General features: G+C 39.0%; 22 protein-coding genes and 1 riboswitch. Of the genes, 7 read left to right on the forward strand and 15 right to left on the reverse strand.

Features of this window, described 5'->3' with window-relative positions; all coding sequences use genetic code 11:
- Positions 1–94: 94 nt before the first annotated feature.
- The 3 genes from BIV60_RS07455 to BIV60_RS07465 form a co-directional block, all read right to left on the reverse strand.
- Positions 95–1,048: a tRNA dihydrouridine synthase gene (locus BIV60_RS07455; RefSeq protein ID WP_071355099.1), complete on the reverse strand. Its 954-nt coding sequence runs from the start codon at positions 1,046–1,048 to the stop codon at positions 95–97.
- Between the two features lie 641 nt (positions 1,049–1,689).
- Positions 1,690–3,081, reverse strand: a complete 1,392-nt coding sequence (locus BIV60_RS07460; protein WP_071355100.1) for a DJ-1/PfpI family protein — start codon at positions 3,079–3,081, stop codon at positions 1,690–1,692.
- 247 nt (positions 3,082–3,328) lie between these two features.
- The gene (locus BIV60_RS07465) at positions 3,329–3,760 is read right to left on the reverse strand and encodes a MarR family winged helix-turn-helix transcriptional regulator (RefSeq protein ID WP_071355101.1); all 432 of its coding nucleotides are present in this window, start codon (positions 3,758–3,760) and stop codon (positions 3,329–3,331) included.
- A gap of 176 nt (positions 3,761–3,936) precedes the next feature.
- Here BIV60_RS07465 and BIV60_RS07470 point away from each other — a divergent pair, with 176 nt between their 5' ends.
- A complete protein-coding gene (locus BIV60_RS07470; protein WP_071355102.1) occupies positions 3,937–4,431 on the forward strand; it encodes a hypothetical protein in 495 nt (164 codons plus the stop codon).
- Positions 4,432–4,521: 90 nt separating this feature from the next.
- Here BIV60_RS07470 and rlmD read toward each other — a convergent pair whose 3' ends face one another.
- The 5 genes from rlmD to BIV60_RS07505 form a co-directional block, all read right to left on the reverse strand.
- Positions 4,522–5,919: a 23S rRNA (uracil(1939)-C(5))-methyltransferase RlmD gene (gene rlmD, locus BIV60_RS07475; protein WP_071355180.1), complete on the reverse strand. Its 1,398-nt coding sequence runs from the start codon at positions 5,917–5,919 to the stop codon at positions 4,522–4,524.
- A 78-nt stretch (positions 5,920–5,997) separates the two neighbouring features.
- On the reverse strand, positions 5,998–6,738 hold the full coding sequence (pdaA, locus tag BIV60_RS07480) for a delta-lactam-biosynthetic de-N-acetylase (RefSeq protein ID WP_256218338.1): 741 nt from the start codon (positions 6,736–6,738) through the stop codon (positions 5,998–6,000).
- Between the two features lie 89 nt (positions 6,739–6,827).
- Entirely contained in the window at positions 6,828–7,793 is a 966-nt protein-coding gene (locus BIV60_RS07485) for a nuclease-related domain-containing protein (RefSeq protein ID WP_071355104.1), read from the reverse strand.
- Positions 7,794–8,093: 300 nt separating this feature from the next.
- The gene (locus tag BIV60_RS07495; protein WP_071355106.1) at positions 8,094–9,638 is read right to left on the reverse strand and encodes a fumarate hydratase; all 1,545 of its coding nucleotides are present in this window, start codon (positions 9,636–9,638) and stop codon (positions 8,094–8,096) included.
- A gap of 529 nt (positions 9,639–10,167) precedes the next feature.
- On the reverse strand, positions 10,168–10,704 hold the full coding sequence (locus tag BIV60_RS07505; RefSeq protein ID WP_071355108.1) for a DUF2179 domain-containing protein: 537 nt from the start codon (positions 10,702–10,704) through the stop codon (positions 10,168–10,170).
- A gap of 198 nt (positions 10,705–10,902) precedes the next feature.
- On the opposite strand from BIV60_RS07505, the gene BIV60_RS30240 reads away from it, so the two are divergent.
- Together BIV60_RS30240 and BIV60_RS07510 are read left to right on the forward strand one after the other, a co-directional pair.
- Positions 10,903–11,064: a LysR family transcriptional regulator gene (locus BIV60_RS30240; protein ID WP_256218334.1), complete on the forward strand. Its 162-nt coding sequence runs from the start codon at positions 10,903–10,905 to the stop codon at positions 11,062–11,064.
- Positions 11,065–11,400: a LysR family transcriptional regulator substrate-binding protein gene (locus BIV60_RS07510; RefSeq protein WP_071355109.1), complete on the forward strand. Its 336-nt coding sequence runs from the start codon at positions 11,065–11,067 to the stop codon at positions 11,398–11,400.
- Positions 11,401–11,406: 6 nt separating this feature from the next.
- Here BIV60_RS07510 and BIV60_RS07515 read toward each other — a convergent pair whose 3' ends face one another.
- The 3 genes from BIV60_RS07515 to cax form a co-directional block, all read right to left on the reverse strand.
- Positions 11,407–11,595 carry an SE1561 family protein gene (locus BIV60_RS07515; RefSeq protein ID WP_071355110.1) on the reverse strand — a complete coding sequence of 63 codons (189 nt, stop codon included), beginning with the start codon at positions 11,593–11,595 and terminating at the stop codon, positions 11,407–11,409.
- Positions 11,596–12,405: 810 nt separating this feature from the next.
- Positions 12,406–13,191 carry a YfkD famly protein gene (locus tag BIV60_RS07520; protein WP_371261512.1) on the reverse strand — a complete coding sequence of 262 codons (786 nt, stop codon included), beginning with the start codon at positions 13,189–13,191 and terminating at the stop codon, positions 12,406–12,408.
- Positions 13,192–13,708: 517 nt separating this feature from the next.
- Complete coding sequence (gene cax / locus BIV60_RS07525; RefSeq protein WP_071355111.1) at positions 13,709–14,767, reverse strand: calcium/proton exchanger; 1,059 nt, start codon at positions 14,765–14,767, stop codon at positions 13,709–13,711.
- 181 nt (positions 14,768–14,948) lie between these two features.
- Between cax and BIV60_RS07530 the strand changes: the two genes are divergently transcribed.
- Together BIV60_RS07530 and BIV60_RS07535 are read left to right on the forward strand one after the other, a co-directional pair.
- Positions 14,949–16,139 carry an MFS transporter gene (locus tag BIV60_RS07530; RefSeq protein WP_071355112.1) on the forward strand — a complete coding sequence of 397 codons (1,191 nt, stop codon included), beginning with the start codon at positions 14,949–14,951 and terminating at the stop codon, positions 16,137–16,139.
- A 492-nt stretch (positions 16,140–16,631) separates the two neighbouring features.
- Positions 16,632–18,554, forward strand: coding sequence for a heavy metal translocating P-type ATPase (locus tag BIV60_RS07535; protein ID WP_071355113.1), 1,923 nt, complete (start codon positions 16,632–16,634; stop codon positions 18,552–18,554).
- Positions 18,555–18,810: 256 nt separating this feature from the next.
- Here the strand turns inward: BIV60_RS07535 and BIV60_RS07540 are convergent, their stop codons facing one another.
- Positions 18,811–19,647, reverse strand: a complete 837-nt coding sequence (locus BIV60_RS07540) for a YihY/virulence factor BrkB family protein (RefSeq protein ID WP_071355114.1) — start codon at positions 19,645–19,647, stop codon at positions 18,811–18,813.
- 21 nt (positions 19,648–19,668) lie between these two features.
- The gene (locus BIV60_RS07545) at positions 19,669–20,028 is read right to left on the reverse strand and encodes a YtxH domain-containing protein (RefSeq protein WP_071355182.1); all 360 of its coding nucleotides are present in this window, start codon (positions 20,026–20,028) and stop codon (positions 19,669–19,671) included.
- Between the two features lie 202 nt (positions 20,029–20,230).
- Between BIV60_RS07545 and BIV60_RS07550 the strand changes: the two genes are divergently transcribed.
- Positions 20,231–20,458: a DUF1128 domain-containing protein gene (locus BIV60_RS07550; RefSeq protein WP_071355115.1), complete on the forward strand. Its 228-nt coding sequence runs from the start codon at positions 20,231–20,233 to the stop codon at positions 20,456–20,458.
- A 132-nt stretch (positions 20,459–20,590) separates the two neighbouring features.
- On the opposite strand, the gene map is transcribed toward BIV60_RS07550, so the two are convergent.
- Entirely contained in the window at positions 20,591–21,337 is a 747-nt protein-coding gene (gene map, locus BIV60_RS07555; RefSeq protein WP_071355116.1) for a type I methionyl aminopeptidase, read from the reverse strand.
- Between the two features lie 236 nt (positions 21,338–21,573).
- Here map and BIV60_RS07560 point away from each other — a divergent pair, with 236 nt between their 5' ends.
- Positions 21,574–21,897, forward strand: a complete 324-nt coding sequence (locus tag BIV60_RS07560) for a helix-turn-helix domain-containing protein (protein WP_071355117.1) — start codon at positions 21,574–21,576, stop codon at positions 21,895–21,897.
- A gap of 140 nt (positions 21,898–22,037) precedes the next feature.
- On the opposite strand, the gene BIV60_RS28215 is transcribed toward BIV60_RS07560, so the two are convergent.
- A complete protein-coding gene (locus BIV60_RS28215; RefSeq protein ID WP_083402145.1) occupies positions 22,038–22,187 on the reverse strand; it encodes an anti-repressor SinI family protein in 150 nt (49 codons plus the stop codon).
- Positions 22,188–22,420: 233 nt separating this feature from the next.
- Positions 22,421–22,488, reverse strand: a riboswitch (cyclic di-GMP riboswitch).
- Positions 22,489–22,726 lie beyond the last annotated feature (238 nt).

Here is a 22,726-nt window from a genome sequence, read left to right on the forward strand (position 1 = left end):
TTTTTATTAAAAAACCCGAGAAATTATTGGATTCGGTCCCTCAATCGGAAAGGGCCACATCATTCTACTGTCTTCCTGTCCCATCAACATTCTTTCACCCGAAGTTATCAAGCAATGCACGCACTTCATCTGTTGACTCTGTGCTCATTAATTGATTTCTTAATTCACTTGCCCCTCGAAATCCTTTAACATATATCTTAAAAAAGCGATGAAGAGCCTTGAACGGACGTAACTCTAATTCTGAATATTTATCATGGAGATCCAGATGCAATCTTAAGAGATCAAGCAATTCCTTACTGCTATGATCTTCCGGCTGCTTTTCAAAGGCAAATGGATTATTGAAAATTCCACGCCCAATCATAATCCCATCAATACCGTATTGATGAGCGAGCTTTAAGCCAGTTTGACGGTCAGGGATATCCCCGTTGATCGTCAAGAGTGTATCTGGTGCCACCTTGTCACGAAGTTTCTTAATCTCCGGGATTAGTTCCCAATGAGCATCCACTTTGCTCATTTCCTCTCTTGTACGCAGATGAATGGAAAGATTGACAATGTCTTGTTTCAATATGTGTGTCAGCCAGTCATGCCATTCGTCTACATCCGCGTAACCAAGCCTTGTCTTTACACTTACGGGCAATCCTCCTGCTTTTGCTGCTTGTATTAATTCTGCTGCAACTTCTGGACGACGGATGAGACCGCTTCCCTTCCCATGCTGTGCCACATTAGGTACAGGACAGCCCATATTGATATCGATACCCTGAAACCCAAGTTCCGCCATACCAATACTCATTTGCCGAAAGTTTTCAGGCTTATCTCCCCATATATGGGCTACCATTGGCTGTTCATCCTCTGTAAAAGTCAAACGCCCGCGCACACTCTGTTTCCCCTCTGGGTGACAATAACTCTCACTGTTTGTAAACTCTGTAAAAAACACATCAGGTCTGGCTGCCGCGCTTACTACATGGCGAAAAACAACATCCGTCACATCTTCCATTGGTGCCAGTACAAAAAACGGCCTCGGTAAATCACGCCAAAAATTATCTTTCATATTCAAATCCTCTCATTATGGGACACCTGGACAAGCCCTTGTCCCCCAAAATAAAAAGCAAGGATTTCCCTGCTTCTTTTACACTAATACCGCGCTTAAGCACATTTTATCAAACTATAGTAAATTTTGATCATTATACACTTTAATATTAACAAATAAAAAGTGCAAAGAAAATCGGGTAAGATGCGGTGATGTGGGACACAGGTATAGATATATTATCCAAGTTACCGCATTTTTTCACATTTTTTCGGTTATAAAATAAAGTCTTCTAAAATAACAGAGAAAAGCCAAGCAGGACAAGGGATTGAGCATGAAACAGCCCTGAAATCGGAAATGTTTATTTGTTTTGGAAAAGTTTATTTTAGTTAGACATCTTTAAAAAGAGTTGTGCCACACACTCCACGTGTGCGGAGTGTAGGTGGCAACACATGGGGTGCTGGTGAAGTTTATAGGCTTAAGAAGTTGCCTCTTTTTTTTCGGTTGTTGTAGCGGTTACTTTTTAGAGCATATCGCTGTATCACCTCTTTCCATTGTATAGGCCAATGCAGTTTTGGAGTAATCTTGAGTATTTTCTACCAATGGTCTCAAAAAATTGCGCCCGATTATTGAATAAACTACATATTCGGTTCAACTTTCATCATTCAAGATTTCGACTTATGAATGTGCCGATGATTGACTTGACGCACTGTCTTCACTTTTCGAATGAATCGTCTATCAATATAGAAAGCAGTAAGAAATGCAACTAAACTAATCAAAACTGGCATACCAAAAGCTTCATAAGAAAACGGTTTGCCTTCGAATTTTAGATTAGTCGCACGGTATTCCAATCGCTTGGCACCATATTTAGCGGTTAGGACGTCCTCCTGCTTTGCTAAATCTTCAAGTGGAGCTTCAAACATAAATCTGTCAGCGGAGCCGCTGTGAATGAACTCTGGCACCACGTTGTTACCCCTTGCGTTCCACTGCTTGACTTCTTCCGCAGCTAAAGACTTGGCCTCTACTCCTGGAACGAACATTCGATCAAGCTTCGGCGCATTCGACATTTGATATCGGGTGACAAGGTTAAGGTGATACTTCGTAACGATAGGCTGCTTGGTGTCTGAGATGGTGTATACCTTTGTTGTTCCGGAAGCAGCATAGGTATCAAAAATCGTTGCAAGTGCTCCATCATCCATCCCGTTATACAACAATACCCCTGCGCTTTTTTTGTTCCATTGGAATGCTTGGTTAAACGTAAATATCAATTCGGTTCGATCTACATAATAAGGGTTTACCTTCGGATTCTTTACGAAATGATAGGAAGGGTAATTCATCTCTTTCGCTATTTTCTCCGCCATAGGTTCGCCTAATTGCTGTGAGATCACATAGAGGACGGCATCGATTCCCGAAGTAAGAGCTGCTGAAGCGACGATGTTCCCGTCTGCGACATAACGCACATCCCTTCTCCATTTTGTTTCAGGATATTTATCGATTTCATGATAATCAAAACTTTTCCAGTCGGTAGTTGCTTCTTTCCCTTTTAATAAACCTGTATCGGCCAGGTTCACCCCTCCAGCGCAAATGCTTAACAACTTCGTATCAGAATGTTTTTGTATCCATTCCCGGACAGGTTTATACTTTGCTTCGTCACCCATAGGCATGGCAGGGATCACAATAAGGTCGGGACTTTTTCCTAATAATTGATCCAGTTCATCAAAAGAATAGTGCGGCATCAGATCCAAACCGCCAGTGAGTGTTTTCATGGTTTTGTCCGGGGCAACTGCATATACGTTATAAGACTCAGTCATGGCGAACATTTCATACGGAACCATAAAATCGAACACTTCTGTCGTCGGATTGGATAAAAGGACAGCTACTGTAGGTTTTTTCGGATTATATTCAGGGACGCTTACGTCTTGTAAAGCAGGCATCGGTGTTTGCCGAGTGGGAAACCAATATGCATGATTTGAGTGAACATACCCAAACGCACCGACCCCACCGAAAAGGATAACGAACATCATTACATAGACAACGACACGTAAAAATATCTTCATCTTTGATTCTCCTCTGACCAAAATTTTTTGATTTACTTCCTCAAGTAAAACTTTAATGGATCTCTGTGAACTCCATATTAATGTGTGGAAAATTTCTTTGCTCAAGTTTTCCTATTTACAACTCTTGTATATATACAAATATAAAGCAATATTTTTTGTTGTCAATAACCAATTGTTGTATTCATACAAATATTTTACAAAAAACGGCTGCTTGAAAATTGAACTTCAGTTCAGCCGTTGCCTAGTTTTAATGCTTAACGTTAGTCTGCTTGATGATTTTCAATAAAATAGCCAGACTCTCATCCACTTGTTTTCGCTTGTTTTCAGGAACTTGGTTTAACAGGCCGGCAAACAACTGATGATGTTTTTCATGAGCCACCACAACCGCTTCCATACCCTTTTCGGTGAGTTTGATCAGTACTTCCCTTCTATTGTCCGGGTTGGATTGCCTGTCCACAAGGCCGGCTTTCGCAAGTGGATCCAGTGTCCTTGTCAACGTGGAAGGGTCCACTCCAAGAATGCCTGCCAAATCTCCGTGACGGTAAGTTTGTGAACCTATTTCCATCAAAAGATGCAATTGTTTGGGGGTAAGCCCTTCGACAAAAGATATGTCACCGCCGATTACACCAGACATTTTAAGTATGGAGTATACGAATTCCCCAAATGTATCGTGAAGCATTTGTCATCACCTATCTCGAATGTTTTATAACTGGTATATCAAAATAATTGTACCTTTGCAATTTTACTATTGACACAAGAAAAAATTGATTTATATTTGTATATATACAAATATTGTTAATAGAAAACAGTTATACCACGTCAATCATTGGATTTCAATTCTAAAGGAGAGAGAACATGAACATCCACTTGTTAGAATGGGGAATCGTATCTTTTATCATCGGTGTTATATTGTCGCTGCCAATGGCTGCGATCTATTATGACAACTCACCGCCTTGGGCCAAACTATTCACAAATCCCCGAAAGCTTAAATCTGCTCATCTCGATTTTTTTATGCAAGCACTGTCCGCCGGGCTTGTCTACTTGCTCGAGTTGTCAACAAGTTCAGAATTACCTCTATTTATTGTTATACCTCTGATTTTCGGGATGATTTGTAACCCGTTAATCCTTTTGATGGAGTCAACATCATATTATCGTTCCGGATTTACTGCGATATTTTATCGATTTCTTAAATATACAAGCCCTGTTTCCCTGCTCTTCGCATGGATTGCAATCGCAATGTACTTTCTACCTCTCACTTTAATTATTTTTCTTTCAATCTTGTTGCTGACCGGGCTGATTATCATTGGGAACCATCGACGTAAATTAAACTTGGAGGCAGAATCTGCATGAAATAGTCGATTTTAATCACAGGTGTATCGAGCGGACATAATTCATTACCGATTTGCCGCCCCAACATTTGAATAGAAGCAGGATTTCCCCTTATCGGGAATCTGCTTCTTCTTTTAAAACTATCTGCGAGACGCACTCAATATGCGCCGTCTGCGGAAACATATCCACCGGCTGGATGTACTTCACTTCATATTTTGAACTCAGGGTTTGAATATCCTTTGCCAGAGTAGATGGATTACATGATACATAAATCAGTTTCTCTGGTTTCACCTGCAAAATAGTTTGCAATAGCTGGTTGTCAAGGCCGGTTCTCGGTGGATCTACGACCATGACATCCGGCTTCCACCCTTTTTTCACCCATTTCGGCAGAACTTCTTCCACTTTCCCTGGTACATACTTTGTATTGGTGAACCCATGCCGCTTCGCATTTTTCTTCGCATCCTCGATCGATTCCGGAATCACATCCATCCCGCGAATTTCCTTAGCCTGATCTGCCAGCCATAACCCAATCGTGCCCACGCCACAATACGCATCCACCACTTTCTCCGTACCCGTAAGCCCTGCCGCTTTCTTCACTTCATTATACAGTTTGACGGTTTGAGTTGGATTCAGCTGAAAAAAGGTTCTTGCCGATAATTCGAACTGTAAATCGCCTAAGGTTTCTTGGATTACCTCACTTCCAGCTAATGCAACCGTCTCCTCGCCAAAAATAAGTGAAGTTTTCTGCCCGTTAATGTTTTGCACAATCGATTTTACATTTGGAAGCCTTTTTTGTATTTCTGAAATGAAAAGCTCTTTTTTCGGAAATTCTTTTTGGGAAGTGATTAATACCACCTGGAGCTCCCCTGTTTGCACACCAACACGAGTGACAATCGTTCGAACAATTCCTTTACGTGTTTTTTCATTATAAATCGGAATATTTAATTCCTCTAAAATTCGTTTCACACGTGCTGTTGCTTCATTTGTTTGTGAATGTTGTACTGCACATTGCTCAATATCAATCAGCTGATGAGAGTTCAGTCCATATAATCCGGCTAGCACCTTCCCATCCTTCTGCCCTACCTGAAAACTGCTTTTGTTCCGATAACCCCATGGGTCTTCCATGCCAATCGTTTCGCGGATATCCAATTTGTTAACATCCAATTTCGTATGCCGTTCCAGCGACTGAATGACAATATCCCGTTTTTCCATTAACTGCTGGTCATATTGCAAATGCTGCAACTGACAGCCGCCGCATTGATCATAGACCGGGCAAACCGGCTTAACGCGGTGCGGTGATTTAATACGAATTTTTTTAATTTTTGCTTCGGCAAATTTCGGATTAATTTGTGTTGCCTGAACCACTACTTCCTCTCCCGGAAGTGCTCCCGGTACAAAAACAACCTGCCTTTTAAAATAACCGACCCCTTCTCCATTGATGCCCAGACGTTTGATTGTCAGCGGAAAAGTTTGATTTAATTGTATTTTAATGATTTGCTCTGTTTTCATCTTTTTCACAATTCCATCCATTTTTATTTTTATCGTATTATAGCATGTTTCACATACAAATAGAAAAAACCGAATCCTTTAAGAATTCGGTTTAATATCATCAAGACTTTTGAATTTGTAGCCACGATTTTTTAAATCCTTGATGACCTTTTCCAATGCATCGGCATTATCTTTTGAAACTGTGTGTAAAAGCAGGACACAGCCCGGGTGGATTTGTTTCATGATGTTATCGTAAGCATATTGAGCGCCTCTTTGTTGATTCACGTTCCAATCCACATAGGCAAGCGACCAGAATACATGCGTATATCCTGCGTCCTTGGCCACTTTCATTGTTCTTTCGCTAAATACTCCTCTAGGCGGGCGCAAGTATTTCATTTCTTTTTGACCGGTTAATTCCTTTGTTTTGACCTTAACGGTATCGAGTTCTTCTTTGATTTTTGAATCGTTAATGGTTGTCATATCGGGATGATGCCAAGAATGGTTGCCGACAATATGACCTTCTTCTACCATTCGTTTAACGAGATCGGGTTGTGAATTTAAGTAATGTCCAGTAACAAAAAAGGTCGCTGGTACCTTTTCTTTTTTTAGGACATCAAGAATTTTTGGTGTATATCCATTTTCATAGCCATTATCAAAGGTAAGGTATAAGGTTTTTTTTTGAGGATTACCTTTATAAAAGGCTTCGTACTTGGCAAGAAGCTGGTCGTATTGTGGTCCCGCTTCCGGCGGTTGTTCATTCTCGGCTTTTTTAAAACCCCAATGGATTGGTTGATTGGAAACAGCTCCATATGTAACACTTGGAACGAAAAGAAGCAGCATTCCAAGGATGGGCAATATTTTTTTCATCCATGTTCCCCCTATTTTGTTTTTTTTAGTGTTTGTTTTAGACGGGAAAACATAGATGGAACTTATAGGAAAGATTTTGGTTGGTGGTAGATGCGGCCTTTGTTGGTGCCGGTATGCGGAAAATTCAAAATGTAAAATAAATAGGCTGCGGTTCTTGGAGTTGGTAGCTGAAGAAACCAGCACAATTCTCTGTTTGTGATAAAGGGCTTAATTAGGAGAAAGAAGTCATTGATAGCGGGAAGATGAGCATCTTTTGATATCGTATTACACTCGGGGCATACCCATTTTCTTCCCTTATAGCTCATAGGAAGAAACAAACATATTGGGCACTGAACACCCGGGATTAATTCACTTGGGTAAATATTGTACACTTGGAGGACATCACTTTGTAGTGGTGTATGTTTATTTAAAATTTGTCTTTTTATTTTACCCATTTGTTTTAGATCAAGATAGTCTTTTTTAAAGAACTTTTCATGTTCGGCAATTTTCATTAAAAGATTTTCGGCTCTGCAAACTTTCTTTTCTGCCTCTATGTATCCGGGGGTTATTTGTAAAGTGGCTTTTGAGTTTGTGAAACAAACGAGGTGATCTAAGGGGATGCTCGGTAATTGATTTTTTTCGAAAAAGTAATTTAACAATATTTTATGGCGGGCAACCTGAGAAAGTGGATTTGAATATACCCTTTTATTTTCATTTACCTCTTGGGTCAGTTGATGTCGTTCTAATAAAAGTGAACCAGAATAGTTTTTGCTATCTACGATTAGTCCGGATTTTTCAGAATGTAGAAAAGCATCGATTTGGAAAAAGGATTCTCCGTGGGAGAGTCGAATGTCGTGGAAAATTTGGTACTTTTTTGGTGGAAGTAAGCTTAAATAGTAGTGTAGAGTCTTTTCACCTCGATACCCCGATCTTAAATTTATCAGTTTTTCTTCAATATCGGCCCTGCTTGGATGATTTTTAGCTATTCTTCGTTCAAGTGCTTCGTGTTGTTCTAGTAAAATCGGTTTGATCAGATCTTTTTCAAGCAAAAATATCACTCCTTAGTCTTTTGAGTTTAATTTTATCGTGATTTGGAGTAAATCTTTGCTCTAAAATGAGACAACTTTTTGACTATTTTATTTTATCAACAATTTTTGGGCAGATATCGACACTTTTTTGAAATATATCAACGAAAATTTGCAGGATATCGACACTTTTTCATCATTTATCAACACTTTTTTGCCGGATATCAACAATTCCCACCAAAACGGAGTATTCGGCTCCCGCCAATCTTCCATTTCACGGGAAAAAAGGGACAAGCGCACGCGCTCATCCCCCAAAAACGATTCTTATTTAAAAACCGGTTCCTTAAACTGTGCCAATTTTTCCAATGAAGACTTATCAACATCAGCATGCAAGCTGTTGCCATGAGAATCCATTGTTACAACCGCAGTAAAGCCTTCAACGCGTAAGTGCCACATTGCTTCTGGGATACCAAATTGCATAAGGTCAACGCCTTCAACTGATTTAATACAGTCAGCATAATACTGAGCCGCGCCGCCGATCCCATTTAGGTATACGCCGCCATGTTCTTTCAATGCAGCCAATGTTTTTGGTCCCATACCGCCTTTACCGATAACCGCACGAATACCGAATTTCTTCATGATATCACCTTGGTAAGGCTCCTCACGAATACTTGTTGTTGGGCCCGCAGCCTTCACATGCCATACGCCGTTTTCGTCTTTTTGCATAACTGGTCCGCAGTGGTAGATTACTTGTCCATTTAAATCCACTGGTGCATCGTTATCCATTAAATGCTTATGAATCGCATCACGGCCAGTGTACATCATTCCAGTAATCTGAACAACGTCGCCTACCTTCAATTCGCGGATTTGCTCTTCCGTAATTGGTGCTGTTAATGTAATCACACCTTCAGATTTTGCTGCAGCTGTTTCTTTTTCAGCTTCAGATTGTGCAAAATCAATGAATTCCCCGTCTTGGTACATCCATTCATTGATTTCTCCAGTTTCCGCACTTACCGCTACACCCATGCGACGGAATGCCCAGCAGTTGTAAGCAACTGAAACATAGAAGCTGGCAGGGATACGGTTCATGACACCAACTTTACAGCCTAAAAGGGTTGCTTCGCCGCCAAAGCCCATTGTACCAATGCCTAGTTTATTGGCATTTTCCATTACGTATTCTTCTAACTTGCGAAGATCTTCGTTCGGATTAACATCTTCAACAGAACGGAATAGTTGTTCTTTTGCTAAATCATAGCCAGAAGAACGGTCGCCGCCGATACCAACACCGATGAAGCCGGCGCTGCAGCCTTGTCCTTGTGCTTGGTAAACAGAATGCATGATACATTTACGAATACCGTCAAGGTCACGACCGGCACGGCCAAGGCCTTCAAGTTCACATGGCAGGCTGTATTGGATGTTTTTATTTTCACAGCCGCCGCCTTTTAGAATTAGGCGGACATCAATGTAATCTTTTTCCCATTGATCAAACTTAATGACTGGTAAGCCGGCACCAAGATTATCGCCGCTGTTTTCACCTGTTAAGGAGTCAACAGAGTTTGGACGTAATTTAGCTTCTTTAGTTGCCAATACGATGGCATTTCGGATCGCTTCTTTTAATTCTAATTGGTTAACCCCAACTGGAGTTTTAATTTTAAAGGTTGGAAGACCGGTATCCTGGCAGATTGGTGAAACTTGATCATCCGCCATTTTAATATTGTTTGTGATTGTTGCAAGGCTCATTGCCGCACTTGTACCGCCATTTTCTTTTTCCTTTGCCGCTTTAACTGCACGACGAACGTCTTTTGGCAATTTCGTTGAAGTTTCAACAATCAGCTTGTACATGCTTTCTTGAAATTTTTCAATATTCAATTCGAGTACCCCTTTCCCTTTGTCCCACTATTTATCGTTTTTAATTTTATAACTATTTGACGCAATCCATTATACTCCTATCCGCCTAATAATTAAAGAATTAGGTTGCAATCGGTTACTTGGTATAATGAGGTAAACTCCAAAAAACATAATGAAACAGACAAGGCTATGAATGTAAATTTCAAAATTAAGAATTTTTTAAATATCAACCGATGTAAAGATACATCAAGTCTTGATGTGCTGCATTGGACAGTGTGTAAAGTATCTCTACAAATTTATTTAACACTGCTTGAAATAAGAAAAGCGCAAGCGCCTTGCTCAGCCCCAGGCATAGCACAAGACAAGCCGGCCGAAAGGTTGTTCTTTAACCTTTTGGACGGATTGGCTTGTGACCTCGAGGGGCTAGGCGCTGGAGCTGGACAATTCTCGAAGCCGAAATTCTTTCTTATCTCATAAAAAAGGATTGCGTGGTAGTTTTACAACTATACACACAATCCTTTTTTTATTTTCATAATAAGTTACATTTGTTTCACAGTGTTGCCTTTTTCAAATGCTTTTTCATCGCTTTAATTAAGTAACCACCTTTAAATTTTCGTGGTTCATAAGAGATGATGAATGCTTTTGGCTCGTATTCTTCGATTAAATCCATTACTTCATTTTCACGGTTTCGCTTTGTTAGTATTTCTAATTGATATCTTTTACTATCACGTCCCATCCCTTCAAAGACGGTAACCCCAAATCCTTTATTTCTTAATAAAGCAATAAGTTCTTCATTAATTTCCATTAAATTTACAACCAAACAAGTGTAACCAATGGCTAGCTTATTTTCTATCCGTGAACCAATATATAATCCTACGCCAAAACCTACAGCATAAACGACCATTTCAGCAATGCTTTGGTGACCTGAAAAAACTAAGGAAAGACCGAAAACATAAACTAGTGCCTCTAGTATTCCAAATGATGAAGCCGCTATACTCATATTCTTCACTAAAAAAATGGTCCGAAGTGTCAAGATAGGGACATACACCAATTGAAGTGCAAAAATTAAAATAATATTTATTAGCATAAGTAACTCCTTTCTGCTGATTTATCTTTTATGTAATTTATGCATTCATTTTATCATGCAAAAAAGTCCGAGACATTACCTAAAAAAAATTTTATATTTTTAACCTTAAAATGTATCAAAATCCTATTTGGTAGATGAAGAACAAGATCCAAATCTCAATATTTTGTCTCTGAGGCTCTTCAGCCAAAAGCCGGAGAAATGTTAAGCTTAACACAGTCTGGTATCAGCTATGCCATTAATAGTCTTGAAAATGAATTAGGCTTTTCTTTAATCACTAGAGGGCGGTCTGGTATTCATTTAATTAGTAACGGAGAACGGATGCTTACGTATATTCGTGATATTTTGATCTTTAATGATTGAATGAAGCAAGAGGCAGCAGCAATTAATGGCCTAGAAGTAGGTGTAGTACGAATAGGTACATTTACAAGTGTCGCAACGCAATGGTTGCCCCATATTTTAAAACAGTTTCAAGATGATCATTCAGGAATCGACGTGAAATTGTTTGAAGGTGATTATACTACTTTAGAGCAGTGGATTTCAAACGGAGGAATTGATTGTGGTTTTCTTACTTTACCTACACCGAAATCATTGGAATACTTTTCAAAATTAAAAGGGGAAAACCATATTAACCTTATGATTTTCCCCCTTCTACTATCCAGCTTTTTCTTTTATCCATTCAGATTCTGTTTTATATAAACAGAATCATTCGCTTTCACGATGATTAAATTCCCGGCATTTTGATTCCATATCGTCAAGAATAGAAATTAAGCGGTCAATATCCTCAAGATCCGCATCCTCCGGATCAATGGCATCTAGCACATCAATAAACATATTTAATCGTTGTTTTAAAAACGTAACTTGCATATTTTTATCTTGTACAGGGCTTCCCAAATCGGTTTCTCTCCTTTCATGAACGTTTCTATCCTACCGAAAAATCCGGCATTTGGCAATTTTTTATCCAAGATTGGCTTATAGTATCTCCTATAAACCCTATTGGCGACAATTCCATTTTAAAATTTGGCAAAAGTGTCGCCTATTACCCTATTGGCGACAATTCCATTTTAAAATTTGGCAAAAGTGTCGCCTATTACCCGCATTGGCGACAATTCCATTTGAAAATTTAGCAAAAGTGTCGCCTATTACCCTCATTGGCGACAATTCCATTTTAAAATCTGGTAAAAGTGTCGCCTATTACCCTCATTGGCGACAGTTCCATTTGAAAATTTAGCAAAAGTGTCGCCTATTACCCGCATTGGTGACAATTCCATTTTAAAATCTGGCAAAAGTGTCGCCTATTACCCTCATTGGTGACATTTCCATTTTAAAATTTGGCAAAAGTGTCGCCTATTACCCGCATTGGCGACAATTCCATTTTAAAATTTGGCAAAAGTGTCGCCTATTACCCGCATTGGCGACAATTCCATTTTAAAATCTGGCAAAAGTGTCGCCTATAACCCGCATTGGCGACAATTCCATTTTAAAATTTAGAAAAAGTGTCGCCTATAACCCGCATTGGTGACAATTCCATTTTAAAATCTGGTAAAAGTGTCGCCTATAAAACCCCATTGGTGACACTTCAATCCGGAAAACATACCAAATTGTCGCCAATGCCAAACTTATCTGGTGAAAACCTTTTTACCAACCAGATCCTAATCTAAAAAAGACCCCTACCAAACCTATCTGTAGGAGTCAATGTTCAAGTCAACGTGGTTGTTCAGGTGCAACAAAACCAAATGATACATAATCCTGAACCGGAATCCATGCACCAATGCCTTGTGAAGTGACATTTTTAATCACAATAAACTTCTTACTTCCTTTTAACATAAGATAGACTTCCCCGTAAGTGACCTTTCCTTTTTCACTTACCCCTGGTGCATAAGCAAATAAATAGCCCAGGCGGTTGGACGGTATATTGTAAACATGGTCATTTTTCGTTCCGCCGCCAATAACCGTTTCAAATGCAAGTGGCAAACGGGTTTTTTCCATAGCCGTTAACAGCATCATTTTCTTAACCATTTCCGCATCCGCGATTTTTGAGGTCAAACCGCCTCGAACGATTTTTTGCGATTCTTGGACATAGTGAATCTTATAGGGTGATTTGCTGCCGCGATTATCAAAAAAATTCGTGTTGATCTTTTGATACTCCCAATTTGTCGATGTTTCAGTTGATTCATAGTTCAACGGCCATTGGCCCAAGTATATGATGGCACGATAACCAATCGCAAATGGGGTGCTATTGATACTGGACTCATTGAGCATGCGAATCAAATCAGGATTTTGAATCCTGACCCTTGAAGAATCAATTAACTTCTTCGTTAATTCACTTGGCTGCAATAACGGCAGATCCTGTGTCGAATTAGGATAAGTGTTTTCCTTTGAAATATTTCGAACATGGGAGGGAACAGTAGTTTTTACTGCCTCTCTTTTCACCGCAGCTTTTTCGGCGAAAGCAGTTGGTAAAATCATCATGATTAATAGCATGGACATAAGGACAGAGGCTAATTTTTTCACTAAAAAAACTCCTTTCAACATATGCATTCCAACCGTCTGCTCATAGTTTTTTCGGAGTTCCTTAATATTATCCATATTGAAAAATAATTTCTGTTCAAGCCAATCATTTCCTTTTCGTTTCTGACTGTATTCAGAGAAATGACACAAAAATGTAATAATCAGAACATTTACAAAATTTAAACAATGATTTATAATAAACTTAACCTTTTAAAAAAGGAGGGCAGCAATCAATCTGCTAACCAATTATCACTAAGGAGGTTGGGATCCCCGACTTATATGAAATTCAACACTCGTGTTTCTTTTCAGGTTCGTTCTTAACTAACATGAAGGTTGGTGATTGATGGTCCCATAGAAAAGCAAGATTGATTTTAGCCTGTTTAGAAATTGTCATATAGTACATTGAAGTGAATTACACGTACATGAAAATGCATTACCCGTACATGAAAATGAAGCAAAAAGAGACTCTGAGTCATTGACTTAGAGTCTTTGTTATTTATAACAGGAAGAATCCAATCCCCAATATCACATAGGCGGCGATTAGGGTCAGACCTTCAAACCAATTGGATTCCCCATCGTTCGAGATTACGACCATTAGCAGCACAGATGAGGCCATTGCAATGAGTTCCTGCCAGCTAAATAACAGCGGCATCGAGGTTTCAAATAAAAGGGAAATAAGAACCAGGACCGGAAGAACAAACATGGCAACCTGAAGCGTCGAGCCAATGGCGATTTCCACCGCGATATCCATTTTATTTTTAAAAGCCATCAAAACAGCTGATGCATGTTCTGCCGCATTTCCAACAATCGCGACAATGATAATACCAATGAACATCTCCGTCCAGCCAAAGGATTCCGCTACTACCTCAAAGGTATGAACAAGATGCTCTGATATATAGGCAACCACAATCGTGGCAATGGCCAAAACCGCAATAGCCTTCCCTTTCCCCCATTCCGGAGTTTCTTCCACATGAACTGTATTTTCTTTATCATGATTGTAAACACCCCGATGCGTAACAAGTTTGAAAAATAACGCTGCTAAATACAAAATAATCAAGATAATCGATATTCCTACGCTTAAGGTCAGTTTTTTGCTCTCATTCATATTCATTGAAAAAACCTCAGGGATCACAAAGGCAATCATAACAGCAAACATCAGAAGACCCGAATTATGGCGGGCATCATAAATATTAAATTCCTGACGTTTGTATTTAATACCACCGACAAAAAAGGATAAACCGGCAACGAGAAGCAGATTGCCCAACACAGAACCGGTTAGCGAGGCCAGGACAATTCCAATCAGACCGGCTTTCAATGAAAAAATTGAAATAATTAACTCAACTGCATTCCCAAAGGTAGCATTTAAAAGACCGCCAATTCTTGGTCCGGCCACTATTGCCAAACTTTCAGTGGCCCTGCCCATAAAGCTTGCCAATGCAATAATCGTTAAGCAATAAATAATAAATAAAAGGATACTAGACCAATGCAATAGTGTACCAATAATGGAAAGCGGCACTCCAATAAATGTCATGAGCATAAAAATTTTATTTGTCACGGCGTTCCCTCCATGCGATATTTTCCATCAATACTACTATTCCCTTGATAAACCCCCTTCAATGAGATTACACTATTGCAGCTAATTAAAGTTTTCATTTTTTCTGCTTGCAAATACTGGATTTTCCCGATACCATCAGTTAGATGCAATTATTTTTAGAAAAGTAGTATGAGGTAAGTTTATGCAAAAAAATCAATTTCATTTTTCGATTTTAGTCAGTATTGTTGCCATTTCCGGGTTTTCTCAAGGGATGCTCCTGCCGCTCATTGCGGTTATTTTTGAAAAAAGCGGTGTTTCTTCCTCCTTAAATGGGCTTAATGCCACGGCACTTTATATTGGAATTCTTTTCGTTTCTCCATTTATGGAGATGCCTTTAAGAAAATATGGTTATAAACCGGTAATTTTAGTGGGAGGCGGAATCGTGGTTGCAGCACTCGCCCTTTTTCCAATTTGGCAATCCTTTTGGTTTTGGTTTGTTTTACGTTTGCTGATTGGAATTGGTGACCACTCACTTCATTTTGCAACGCAAACCTGGATTACTTCTTCCTCGCCGCATAGTAAACGAGGAAGAAATGTCGCCCTGTATGGATTATTTTTCGGGATTGGCTTTGCAGCCGGCCCGCTGATGACACCATTGGTGAATATCAATAAGTCCCTTCCCTTCATCGTTTCATCTGTCCTTTGCTTAATTGGCTGGTTCTTTTTATTAGCGCTAAAAAATGAATATCCTGAACAAGATGCAGGAATCAATTCATTTTTAAGAACAATTAAACGGTTTAGTCAGGCATTGAAGTATGGCTGGGTAGCATTTTTACCACCCTTCTCTTATGGTTTTTTGGAGTCATCTTTAAATGGAAGCTTTCCCGTCTATGCCTTACGTACAGACATTAATGTAGCAAGTGTCTCTATCGTTTTATCGGGTTTTGCCATCGGAAGTATTTTGACGCAGCTGCCTTTAGGAATGTTAAGTGACCGCTATGGACGCAAGAATGTTTTAATCACGGTTTTATTTCTTGGATTTTTGGGCTTTACTGCTGCAAGCTTTCTGGAACATTCCTTAATTGGTTTATTTATCAGCTTTCTTTTTTCCGGGATGGCCGTCGGTTCCACGTTTTCGCTTGGAATTAGCTTTATGACGGACCTTGTTCCAAAAAAACTTTTGGCAACAGGAAATCTATTATGCGGCATCTTTTTTAGCTTGGGAAGCTTGAGTGGTCCGATTATTGGCGGCTTGTTTATCCAATTTTTCAAAAACGTAAATTTCTTCTATATTATTAGTACGATGCTCCTTGTTCTATCCCTGATTATTTATCTTTTTGGAAAAAGAACAGCTTCGATCCCCGAAGGTCAAAAAATGAATGATTTATCTTAACCTTTATTTTGGGGGCAAAATTCACTTCTGAAACATAGAATGTGTGGTAGAATGAATGGATACAAGAAAAGCGCAAGCGCCTTGGTCAGGGGCGACAAGCACAAGACGAGCCGGCGAGAAGGTTGCTCTTTAACCTGTTTGACGGATTGGCTTGTGCCCTCGAGCCCCTAGGCGCTGAAGCTGGACAATTCTCAAAGCAATTTATAAATTTTTATATCATAAAAAATCTAAAATAAGTATTTGCTGTCATCAATTGGATGACAGCTTTCGTATTTTTTAAGGATAGTGAGGATGATTCTTTTTATCAATCAGTTCTCAATTTAAATTTATAATTAATAATTATTATCATTTAATTAAAAAAGAACATACTTCAACCCCAATTAAATTAATAAATACACATGAATATCATTCTCATTTAAGTGATTATTTTATCAATTAGAATTGACCAACAATTTAACTTGCAGTATAATGAGAAATAAGGAGGGGGAAAAAATGGGTTCCGATGCAAAGACACTTTCAAATGATCAACTTCAAAAAATTAGCTTCATTGAAAAAATTAAGCCGCATGCAGAATTGATTGCTGCCGCAGTAAGCGGAGTATTAATTCTTGCAGGGTGGCTATTGGATAAATACGATAACGAGGTAGATTCCATCATTGCTTATTTACTTGCTTTCGTAATTGGAGGATTTGCCAAAGCGAAAGAAGGCATTGAGGAAACGTATGAAAATAAAGAACTAAATGTAGAAATGCTGATGATTTTTGCCGCAATTGGTTCGGCAATCATTGGCTACTGGACAGAAGGAGCCATATTAATCTTTATTTTTGCCGTCAGCGGTGCCTTAGAAACGTATACGATGAATAAAAGCCATAAGGAAATTTCTTCGTTAATGGAGCTTCAACCTGAAGAAGCCCTTTTAATCAAAAATGGGGTCGAAAAAAGGATCCCAACTTCTGAGCTCAAGGTTGGAGACCAGATTCTTGTAAAACCGGGGGAGCGCATCCCTTCGGACGGTATCATTGTTAAAGGAAAAACCAATATTGATGAAGCAGCAATTACCGGTGAATCGATGCCTGTTTCCAAAGGAGATCAGGAGGAAGTACTTGCGGGAACGGTTAACATGACAGGTTCCATTATGGTTCAAGTTACCAAGGCTAGCAGTGACACTCTTTTTCAGAAAATCATTCAGCTAGTTCAATCGGCACAAAGTGAAAAATCACCTTCCCAGCTTTTTATTGAGCGTTTCGAAGGAACTTATGTAAAAGTGGTTTTGGCTGTAGTCTTCCTAATGTTTTTCATCCCGCACTTCTTATTGGGCTGGAGTTGGCATGAATCGTTTTATAGAGCGATGATTTTACTTGTGGTTGCCTCCCCATGTGCATTGGTCGCTTCGATTATGCCTGCCACCTTATCTGCTATTTCCAATGGAGCAAAGCATGGAATTTTGGTAAAAGGCGGGGTACATCTTGAAAATTTGAGCTCGCTTGAGGCGATTGCCTTTGATAAAACTGGAACGTTGACAAAAGGAAAACCAGAAGTAACAGAAATCATCGTAAAGGATGGACTAGATCAGGAAGATCTTTTATGGAAAGCGGCCTCCATCGAGAATCTTTCAAACCATCCGCTCGCACAAGCAATTGTCAAATATACAAAACAGCAGCTTAACCGTGAGCTCCTCCACCTCGACACACTTGAAGACATACCTGGCTGGGGTGTGAAAGCAATGATCGACGGTGATCAGTGGAAAATCGGGAAGGCCGATTTTGTTGAAAAAGGAAAGACAGAGTTATTTGCAGATGGAAAAGCAAAAGAACTGGCCAGCCTAGGAAATACCCTTGTTTTCATTGAAATTAACGGCACTCTCTCTGCAATGATTGCCTTAAAGGATGTTGTGAGGGAAGAAACAAAAATAGCGATTGATCAATTAAAGCAAAAAGGAATTTATACCGTTATGCTTACTGGCGATAGTCAAACAACTGCCAGCGCGATTGCGGCTGAAAGCCATGTCGATCAATATTTCGCTGAATGCCTGCCGGAAGAAAAGGTAGATCAGCTTAAACGATTAAAGAATAAGTTTAAAACAGTGGCAATGGTGGGCGATGGAATTAATGATGCACCTGCCCTAGCGATTGCAAACGTTGGAATTGCCATGGGTGAAGGGACAGATGTGGCTCTGGAAACAGCCGATATTGTCTTAATGAAAAATGATTTGCCGAGGATTGCAGAAGCTGTACGCTTATCGCAAAGAATGAATAAAATCATTAAACAAAATGTTGTTTTTTCGATAACTGTTATCATGCTGCTAATCGCTTCAAACTTTTTTCAAATTCTTGATTTGCCGTTCGGAGTAATTGGCCATGAAGGAAGCACCATTCTGGTCATTCTAAACAGTTTAAGATTATTAAAATCATCATGAAGACCGGGGGAAAACCCCGGCCTTTTCTATTTTACAAACTAAGCGCCTTGTCGCTCCATTTTAGTGGTATCCATTCGAGCCATTTGCAGACCCTGAGGTTTTTTGTTTTGGACTACTCTTATTCCCTTTTTGTTTTGTGCCGCCATCTTTTTTCGTTTTTTTTGTCATGGTATAAGCCTCCCTCAATATTTGTAGGTAATCCCCAATCATAGTTTGAGCAAATTCCACGATTTCATAAAGGAAAAATGTGGGGCATTTAACAGTTTTTCTTTCTTTTATCACTATAGTAAGCGTTGATTTCCCCGCCTAAAATAATGATGAAAGCAGATAAATACAGCCAAATCATTAACACAATTATGGCTCCAATACTTCCATAGGTCAGCGAGAAATTGCTAAAATTCTCAACATATAAGCGTAATCCCATGGAGGTAACAATCCAGCCGATTGTGGCAAAGGCCGCACCCGGAACTGCGCTTATGCACCGCAATTTCACATTCGGAGCAATCCAATATAAACCTGTAAAAATCAAAAATAAAATAATCGCACTGACAAGATAGCTTAGGGTGTCCCAAATCTTACCAAACTCTTTCGAAAATCCTACCTGTGAAAACAAAAATACGCCAATTTCCCTCCCGAAAACCGGTAAAATAATGGCAAGGATAAAAACAAAAATCATTCCCAGGGTTAAAAGAATGGCCACTCCTCTCGCAACTATAAAGGAGCGATTTTCTTTCACATTGTAGGCTTTATTAAATGCCCTGACAACTGCATTAATTCCATTGGAAGCTGACCAAATAGTACCTATAACCCCAAAAGAAAGCAGGCCGCCATTTCGATGATTCATAATATATTTCACATTTTTTTCAATTAAATCCATTGCTTCTATAGGAGCAAACCCTTTGATCACTCCAAGAACATCTTGATGGGGAATCGATATATATGGAAGTAATGTAAAAAGAAAAATGAGGAGAGGAAACAAGGATAAGAGAAAAAAGTAGGCAAGCTGGGCACTTAATCCATTCAAATCATCTTCTTCAATTCGATGCCACAGTAATCGGATTAAAGATGAACGAACATTTCCTCCCTTTTCCACTTATATCCCTCCTTAATCGTATTAATCTGCTTTTATGACGGAATCCTCAAGCCATGAATCTTCGTCATCTGTGAAGGCTTCTTTTGTTTCCTTTACAATGTCGGTTACTTTCGGAGTAAGTTCACGAAGTTCATCCACTTTATCAGTGATAAAGGAAATATCCTCACTTACATCCTCCACTGTTTCTTTTATCCTGATTGCCGTTTCCTTTATTTGTCCTGCAATTTCCTTCGGATGCTTCACAATGTAGAGTCCCTTATTCGATACCTTTAGAACATGTTCCTTCATGATTTCCCGTGTATCTTTATCGAAAAGGCTAATGGCACCACCTGCTACTGCTCCCAAAAGCATTCCTTTCCAAAATTGATTCCTCTTTGTCACTTTAAACTCTCCTTTTTTCGTACAAATTATCATCTCTACATCCATTTTCCGCTAAGCCCATCCCCTATGCAAGCTTAAATGGAAATATTTAATATTCTGCCATTAACCATTCCCTTTTTATAAGCGAATAAAACAATATTTTTATTGACATATCCCCATTATAATGAAAAGATGAAAGTAAAATTCGGAAAGGATGTCCGGAATGAACTTGTCGCAAAAATCAACTGAAAATGTCGAATATATGATTGAACAAATTAAAGAAAAATTAAAAGTTCTAAATCTGGGTGCAATTAAACCGACTCATTTTGACGAAGATATGTACGAAGATTTAAAAGAAATTTATGAATTGGTTATGAAGAAAAACTCCTTCAGTCCAAATGAAATGCAGGCACTCGTTGAGGAACTTGGGAACCTAAGGAAAAATAAGTAAGCAGATCCTTAATGGATCTGCTTTTTATTTTGAGGTAAGAAAATTCGGCTTCGAGAATTGTCCAGCACAAGCGTCCTGCCCCCCGAGGTTGCTTCGGTCCTGTCGGGGCTGAGCAGGGCGCTTGCGCTTTTCTTATTGTTCAGTCAGGATAATAGGACCTTCTTTTGTTATGGCAATGGTATGCTCATATTGGGCTGAATACGTTCCATCAACGGTTCGTGCCGTCCAGCCATTCAAATCCATTTTCGTATGGTACATGCCAACATTTACCATTGGTTCAATCGTAAAAACCATTCCTTCTTTAATGCGCGGCCCTTTCCCTGGTAGTCCGTAATGCGGTACATCCGGTTTTTCATGAATAACAGTTCCGATACCATGTCCGATGAAATCTCGTACGACCGATAATCCTTCGCTTTCAACGTATTTTTGAATCGCGTGTCCAATATCTCCGATTCGATTACCCGGTACCGCCTGTTCAATCCCTTTATAAAGCGCCTCTTTCGTTACCTTTAATAAATGATCGGTTTCAGGAGAGACATCTCCAACTGCATACGACCATGCCGAATCGGCCAATGCTCCATTATAATTTACCACCATATCAATGGTAACAATGTCTCCCTCTTTCAAAGGTTCTTTTCGAGGGAATCCGTGACAGATTTCATCATTAATACTCGCACATGTGGTAAATTCATAGCCTTTATAGCCCTTTTGCTCCGCGGTAGCATGATTTTTCTTTAAAAAATCTTCAACAAATTCTTCAATTTCCCAAGTCGTTACACCCGGTTTAATTAATTTCGCTATTTCTTTATGGCATGAAGCAAGAATTTCTCCCGCTTTTTGCATCGCTTCAATTTCTCTTTGTGATTTTAAAACAATCATTGTTCTCCCTGCCTTTTTATGTTTTTCAATACACATAATATTATATTAACAGTACCATATTCTAAAATCATCTTATCTCTATCCAGTCATTTTTTCAAAAAAGTGATTTAAATTATTAATTTTTTGTTAACTTGTCACTTTTATGATAAAAATACGTCGTTCGTAATATGGAACTTTTTTATTCCGTTTGGTAATATTATATTATAGATTATTCTTTATTAGGTGTGTGAGATACCATGATCGGTGAACGCGTAAAAAAGCTTCGTCTTGAAAAGAAAATGTCCCTTTCCGAGCTTGCTGAACAGGCGGGGGTCGCAAAGTCTTATTTGAGTTCCTTGGAAAGAAACTTGCAAACAAATCCTTCGATTCAATTTCTTGAAAAAATTTCGGCGGTCTTAAATGTTCCAGTCGATTATTTAATCCATGAACAAATCGGTAAAGAGGAATTGGACAGTGAGTGGCTGAAAATTGTAAAAGAAGCAATGAATTCAGGTGTTTCGAAACAACAATTCCGTGATTTCCTTGAATTCAACAAGTGGCGGATAGATCAGAATAAGTAGTTTTGATAAAAAAAGAAGGCATTCCCAAAAAGATTATGATTTCATCATTTGGGAATGCCTTTTTTTGTTAACAGAAATTTTATGTTGCATCTTTAAGAATTGTCCAGCCCAAGGCGCCTTATGCTTTTCTTGTATGTACCTTAACATTTCTCAATCAACTGCTCCTTAAAATCACTTTGGTTAAGAAATGTTCGAACGGTTTCTTTCGTAATTCCAAGTCTTTTTGCTTCAAGAATTAGATTCATCCATTCCTCGTCCATTATTTCTACAGCATGTTCTGTGTTTACCAACTAAACTCACCCCTAAAATACATATGTATTCCAGGCAGCCCGGCCATCCTAGTAAGAAAAGCTCAAGCGCCTTGTTCAGCCCCGACAGATGCTTGCGGTCCAGACGGTGAAGTCGTTCTTTGACTTCATCGGCTGGGCCGAAGCGACCTAGGAAAAAAGCAGTTCATTTTTTCCCTAGAGAGGCAGGACTCTTGCGCTGGACAATTCTCAAAGTCTAAATTTCCTTACACTTCAAGAAGAACCCTACCTTAGATCCTCGGCTTTGCGTCCCTCTTTTTCAAAAGGTTTGCCTTTTTCTGCTTGTGTTGTTCATTAAGTAATTAGTCATTTTTCTTTTTAGGACTAAACACTTAATCTTTTTACGATACGTCTATTATAAATAGTTCTTTTTTAGTAAGGTGTTGGATTTTGTCAATTTTTTATCACTTTCAAACTACTTTTTGTCACAAATTACTCCATTTTTAGACATAAAAGTAGCCTTTACACATTAAAATAAAGAAGGTTTTAGCCAAAAAATACAATTTTATGGAAAAGGGAGG

It is taken from the genome of Bacillus sp. MUM 116 (genome assembly GCF_001866655.1).
GTDB lineage: Bacteria > Bacillota > Bacilli > Bacillales > Cytobacillaceae > Neobacillus.

Coding starts and splice junctions, on each gene's coding strand:
- BIV60_RS07455 (WP_071355099.1), bottom strand. CDS start 1,048: ATGAAAGATAATTTTTGGCGTGATTTACCGAGGCCGTTTTTTGTACTG.
- BIV60_RS07460 (WP_071355100.1), bottom strand. CDS start 3,081: ATGAAGATATTTTTACGTGTCGTTGTCTATGTAATGATGTTCGTTATC.
- BIV60_RS07465 (WP_071355101.1), bottom strand. CDS start 3,760: ATGCTTCACGATACATTTGGGGAATTCGTATACTCCATACTTAAAATG.
- BIV60_RS07470 (WP_071355102.1), top strand. CDS start 3,937: ATGAACATCCACTTGTTAGAATGGGGAATCGTATCTTTTATCATCGGT.
- rlmD (WP_071355180.1), bottom strand. CDS start 5,919: ATGAAAACAGAGCAAATCATTAAAATACAATTAAATCAAACTTTTCCG.
- pdaA (WP_256218338.1), bottom strand. CDS start 6,738: ATGCTGCTTCTTTTCGTTCCAAGTGTTACATATGGAGCTGTTTCCAAT.
- BIV60_RS07505 (WP_071355108.1), bottom strand. CDS start 10,704: ATGCTAATAAATATTATTTTAATTTTTGCACTTCAATTGGTGTATGTC.
- BIV60_RS30240 (WP_256218334.1), top strand. CDS start 10,903: ATGTTAAGCTTAACACAGTCTGGTATCAGCTATGCCATTAATAGTCTT.
- BIV60_RS07510 (WP_071355109.1), top strand. CDS start 11,065: ATGAAGCAAGAGGCAGCAGCAATTAATGGCCTAGAAGTAGGTGTAGTA.
- BIV60_RS07520 (WP_371261512.1), bottom strand. CDS start 13,191: ATGTCCATGCTATTAATCATGATGATTTTACCAACTGCTTTCGCCGAA.
- BIV60_RS07530 (WP_071355112.1), top strand. CDS start 14,949: ATGCAAAAAAATCAATTTCATTTTTCGATTTTAGTCAGTATTGTTGCC.
- BIV60_RS07535 (WP_071355113.1), top strand. CDS start 16,632: ATGGGTTCCGATGCAAAGACACTTTCAAATGATCAACTTCAAAAAATT.
- BIV60_RS07550 (WP_071355115.1), top strand. CDS start 20,231: ATGAACTTGTCGCAAAAATCAACTGAAAATGTCGAATATATGATTGAA.
- map (WP_071355116.1), bottom strand. CDS start 21,337: ATGATTGTTTTAAAATCACAAAGAGAAATTGAAGCGATGCAAAAAGCG.
- BIV60_RS07560 (WP_071355117.1), top strand. CDS start 21,574: ATGATCGGTGAACGCGTAAAAAAGCTTCGTCTTGAAAAGAAAATGTCC.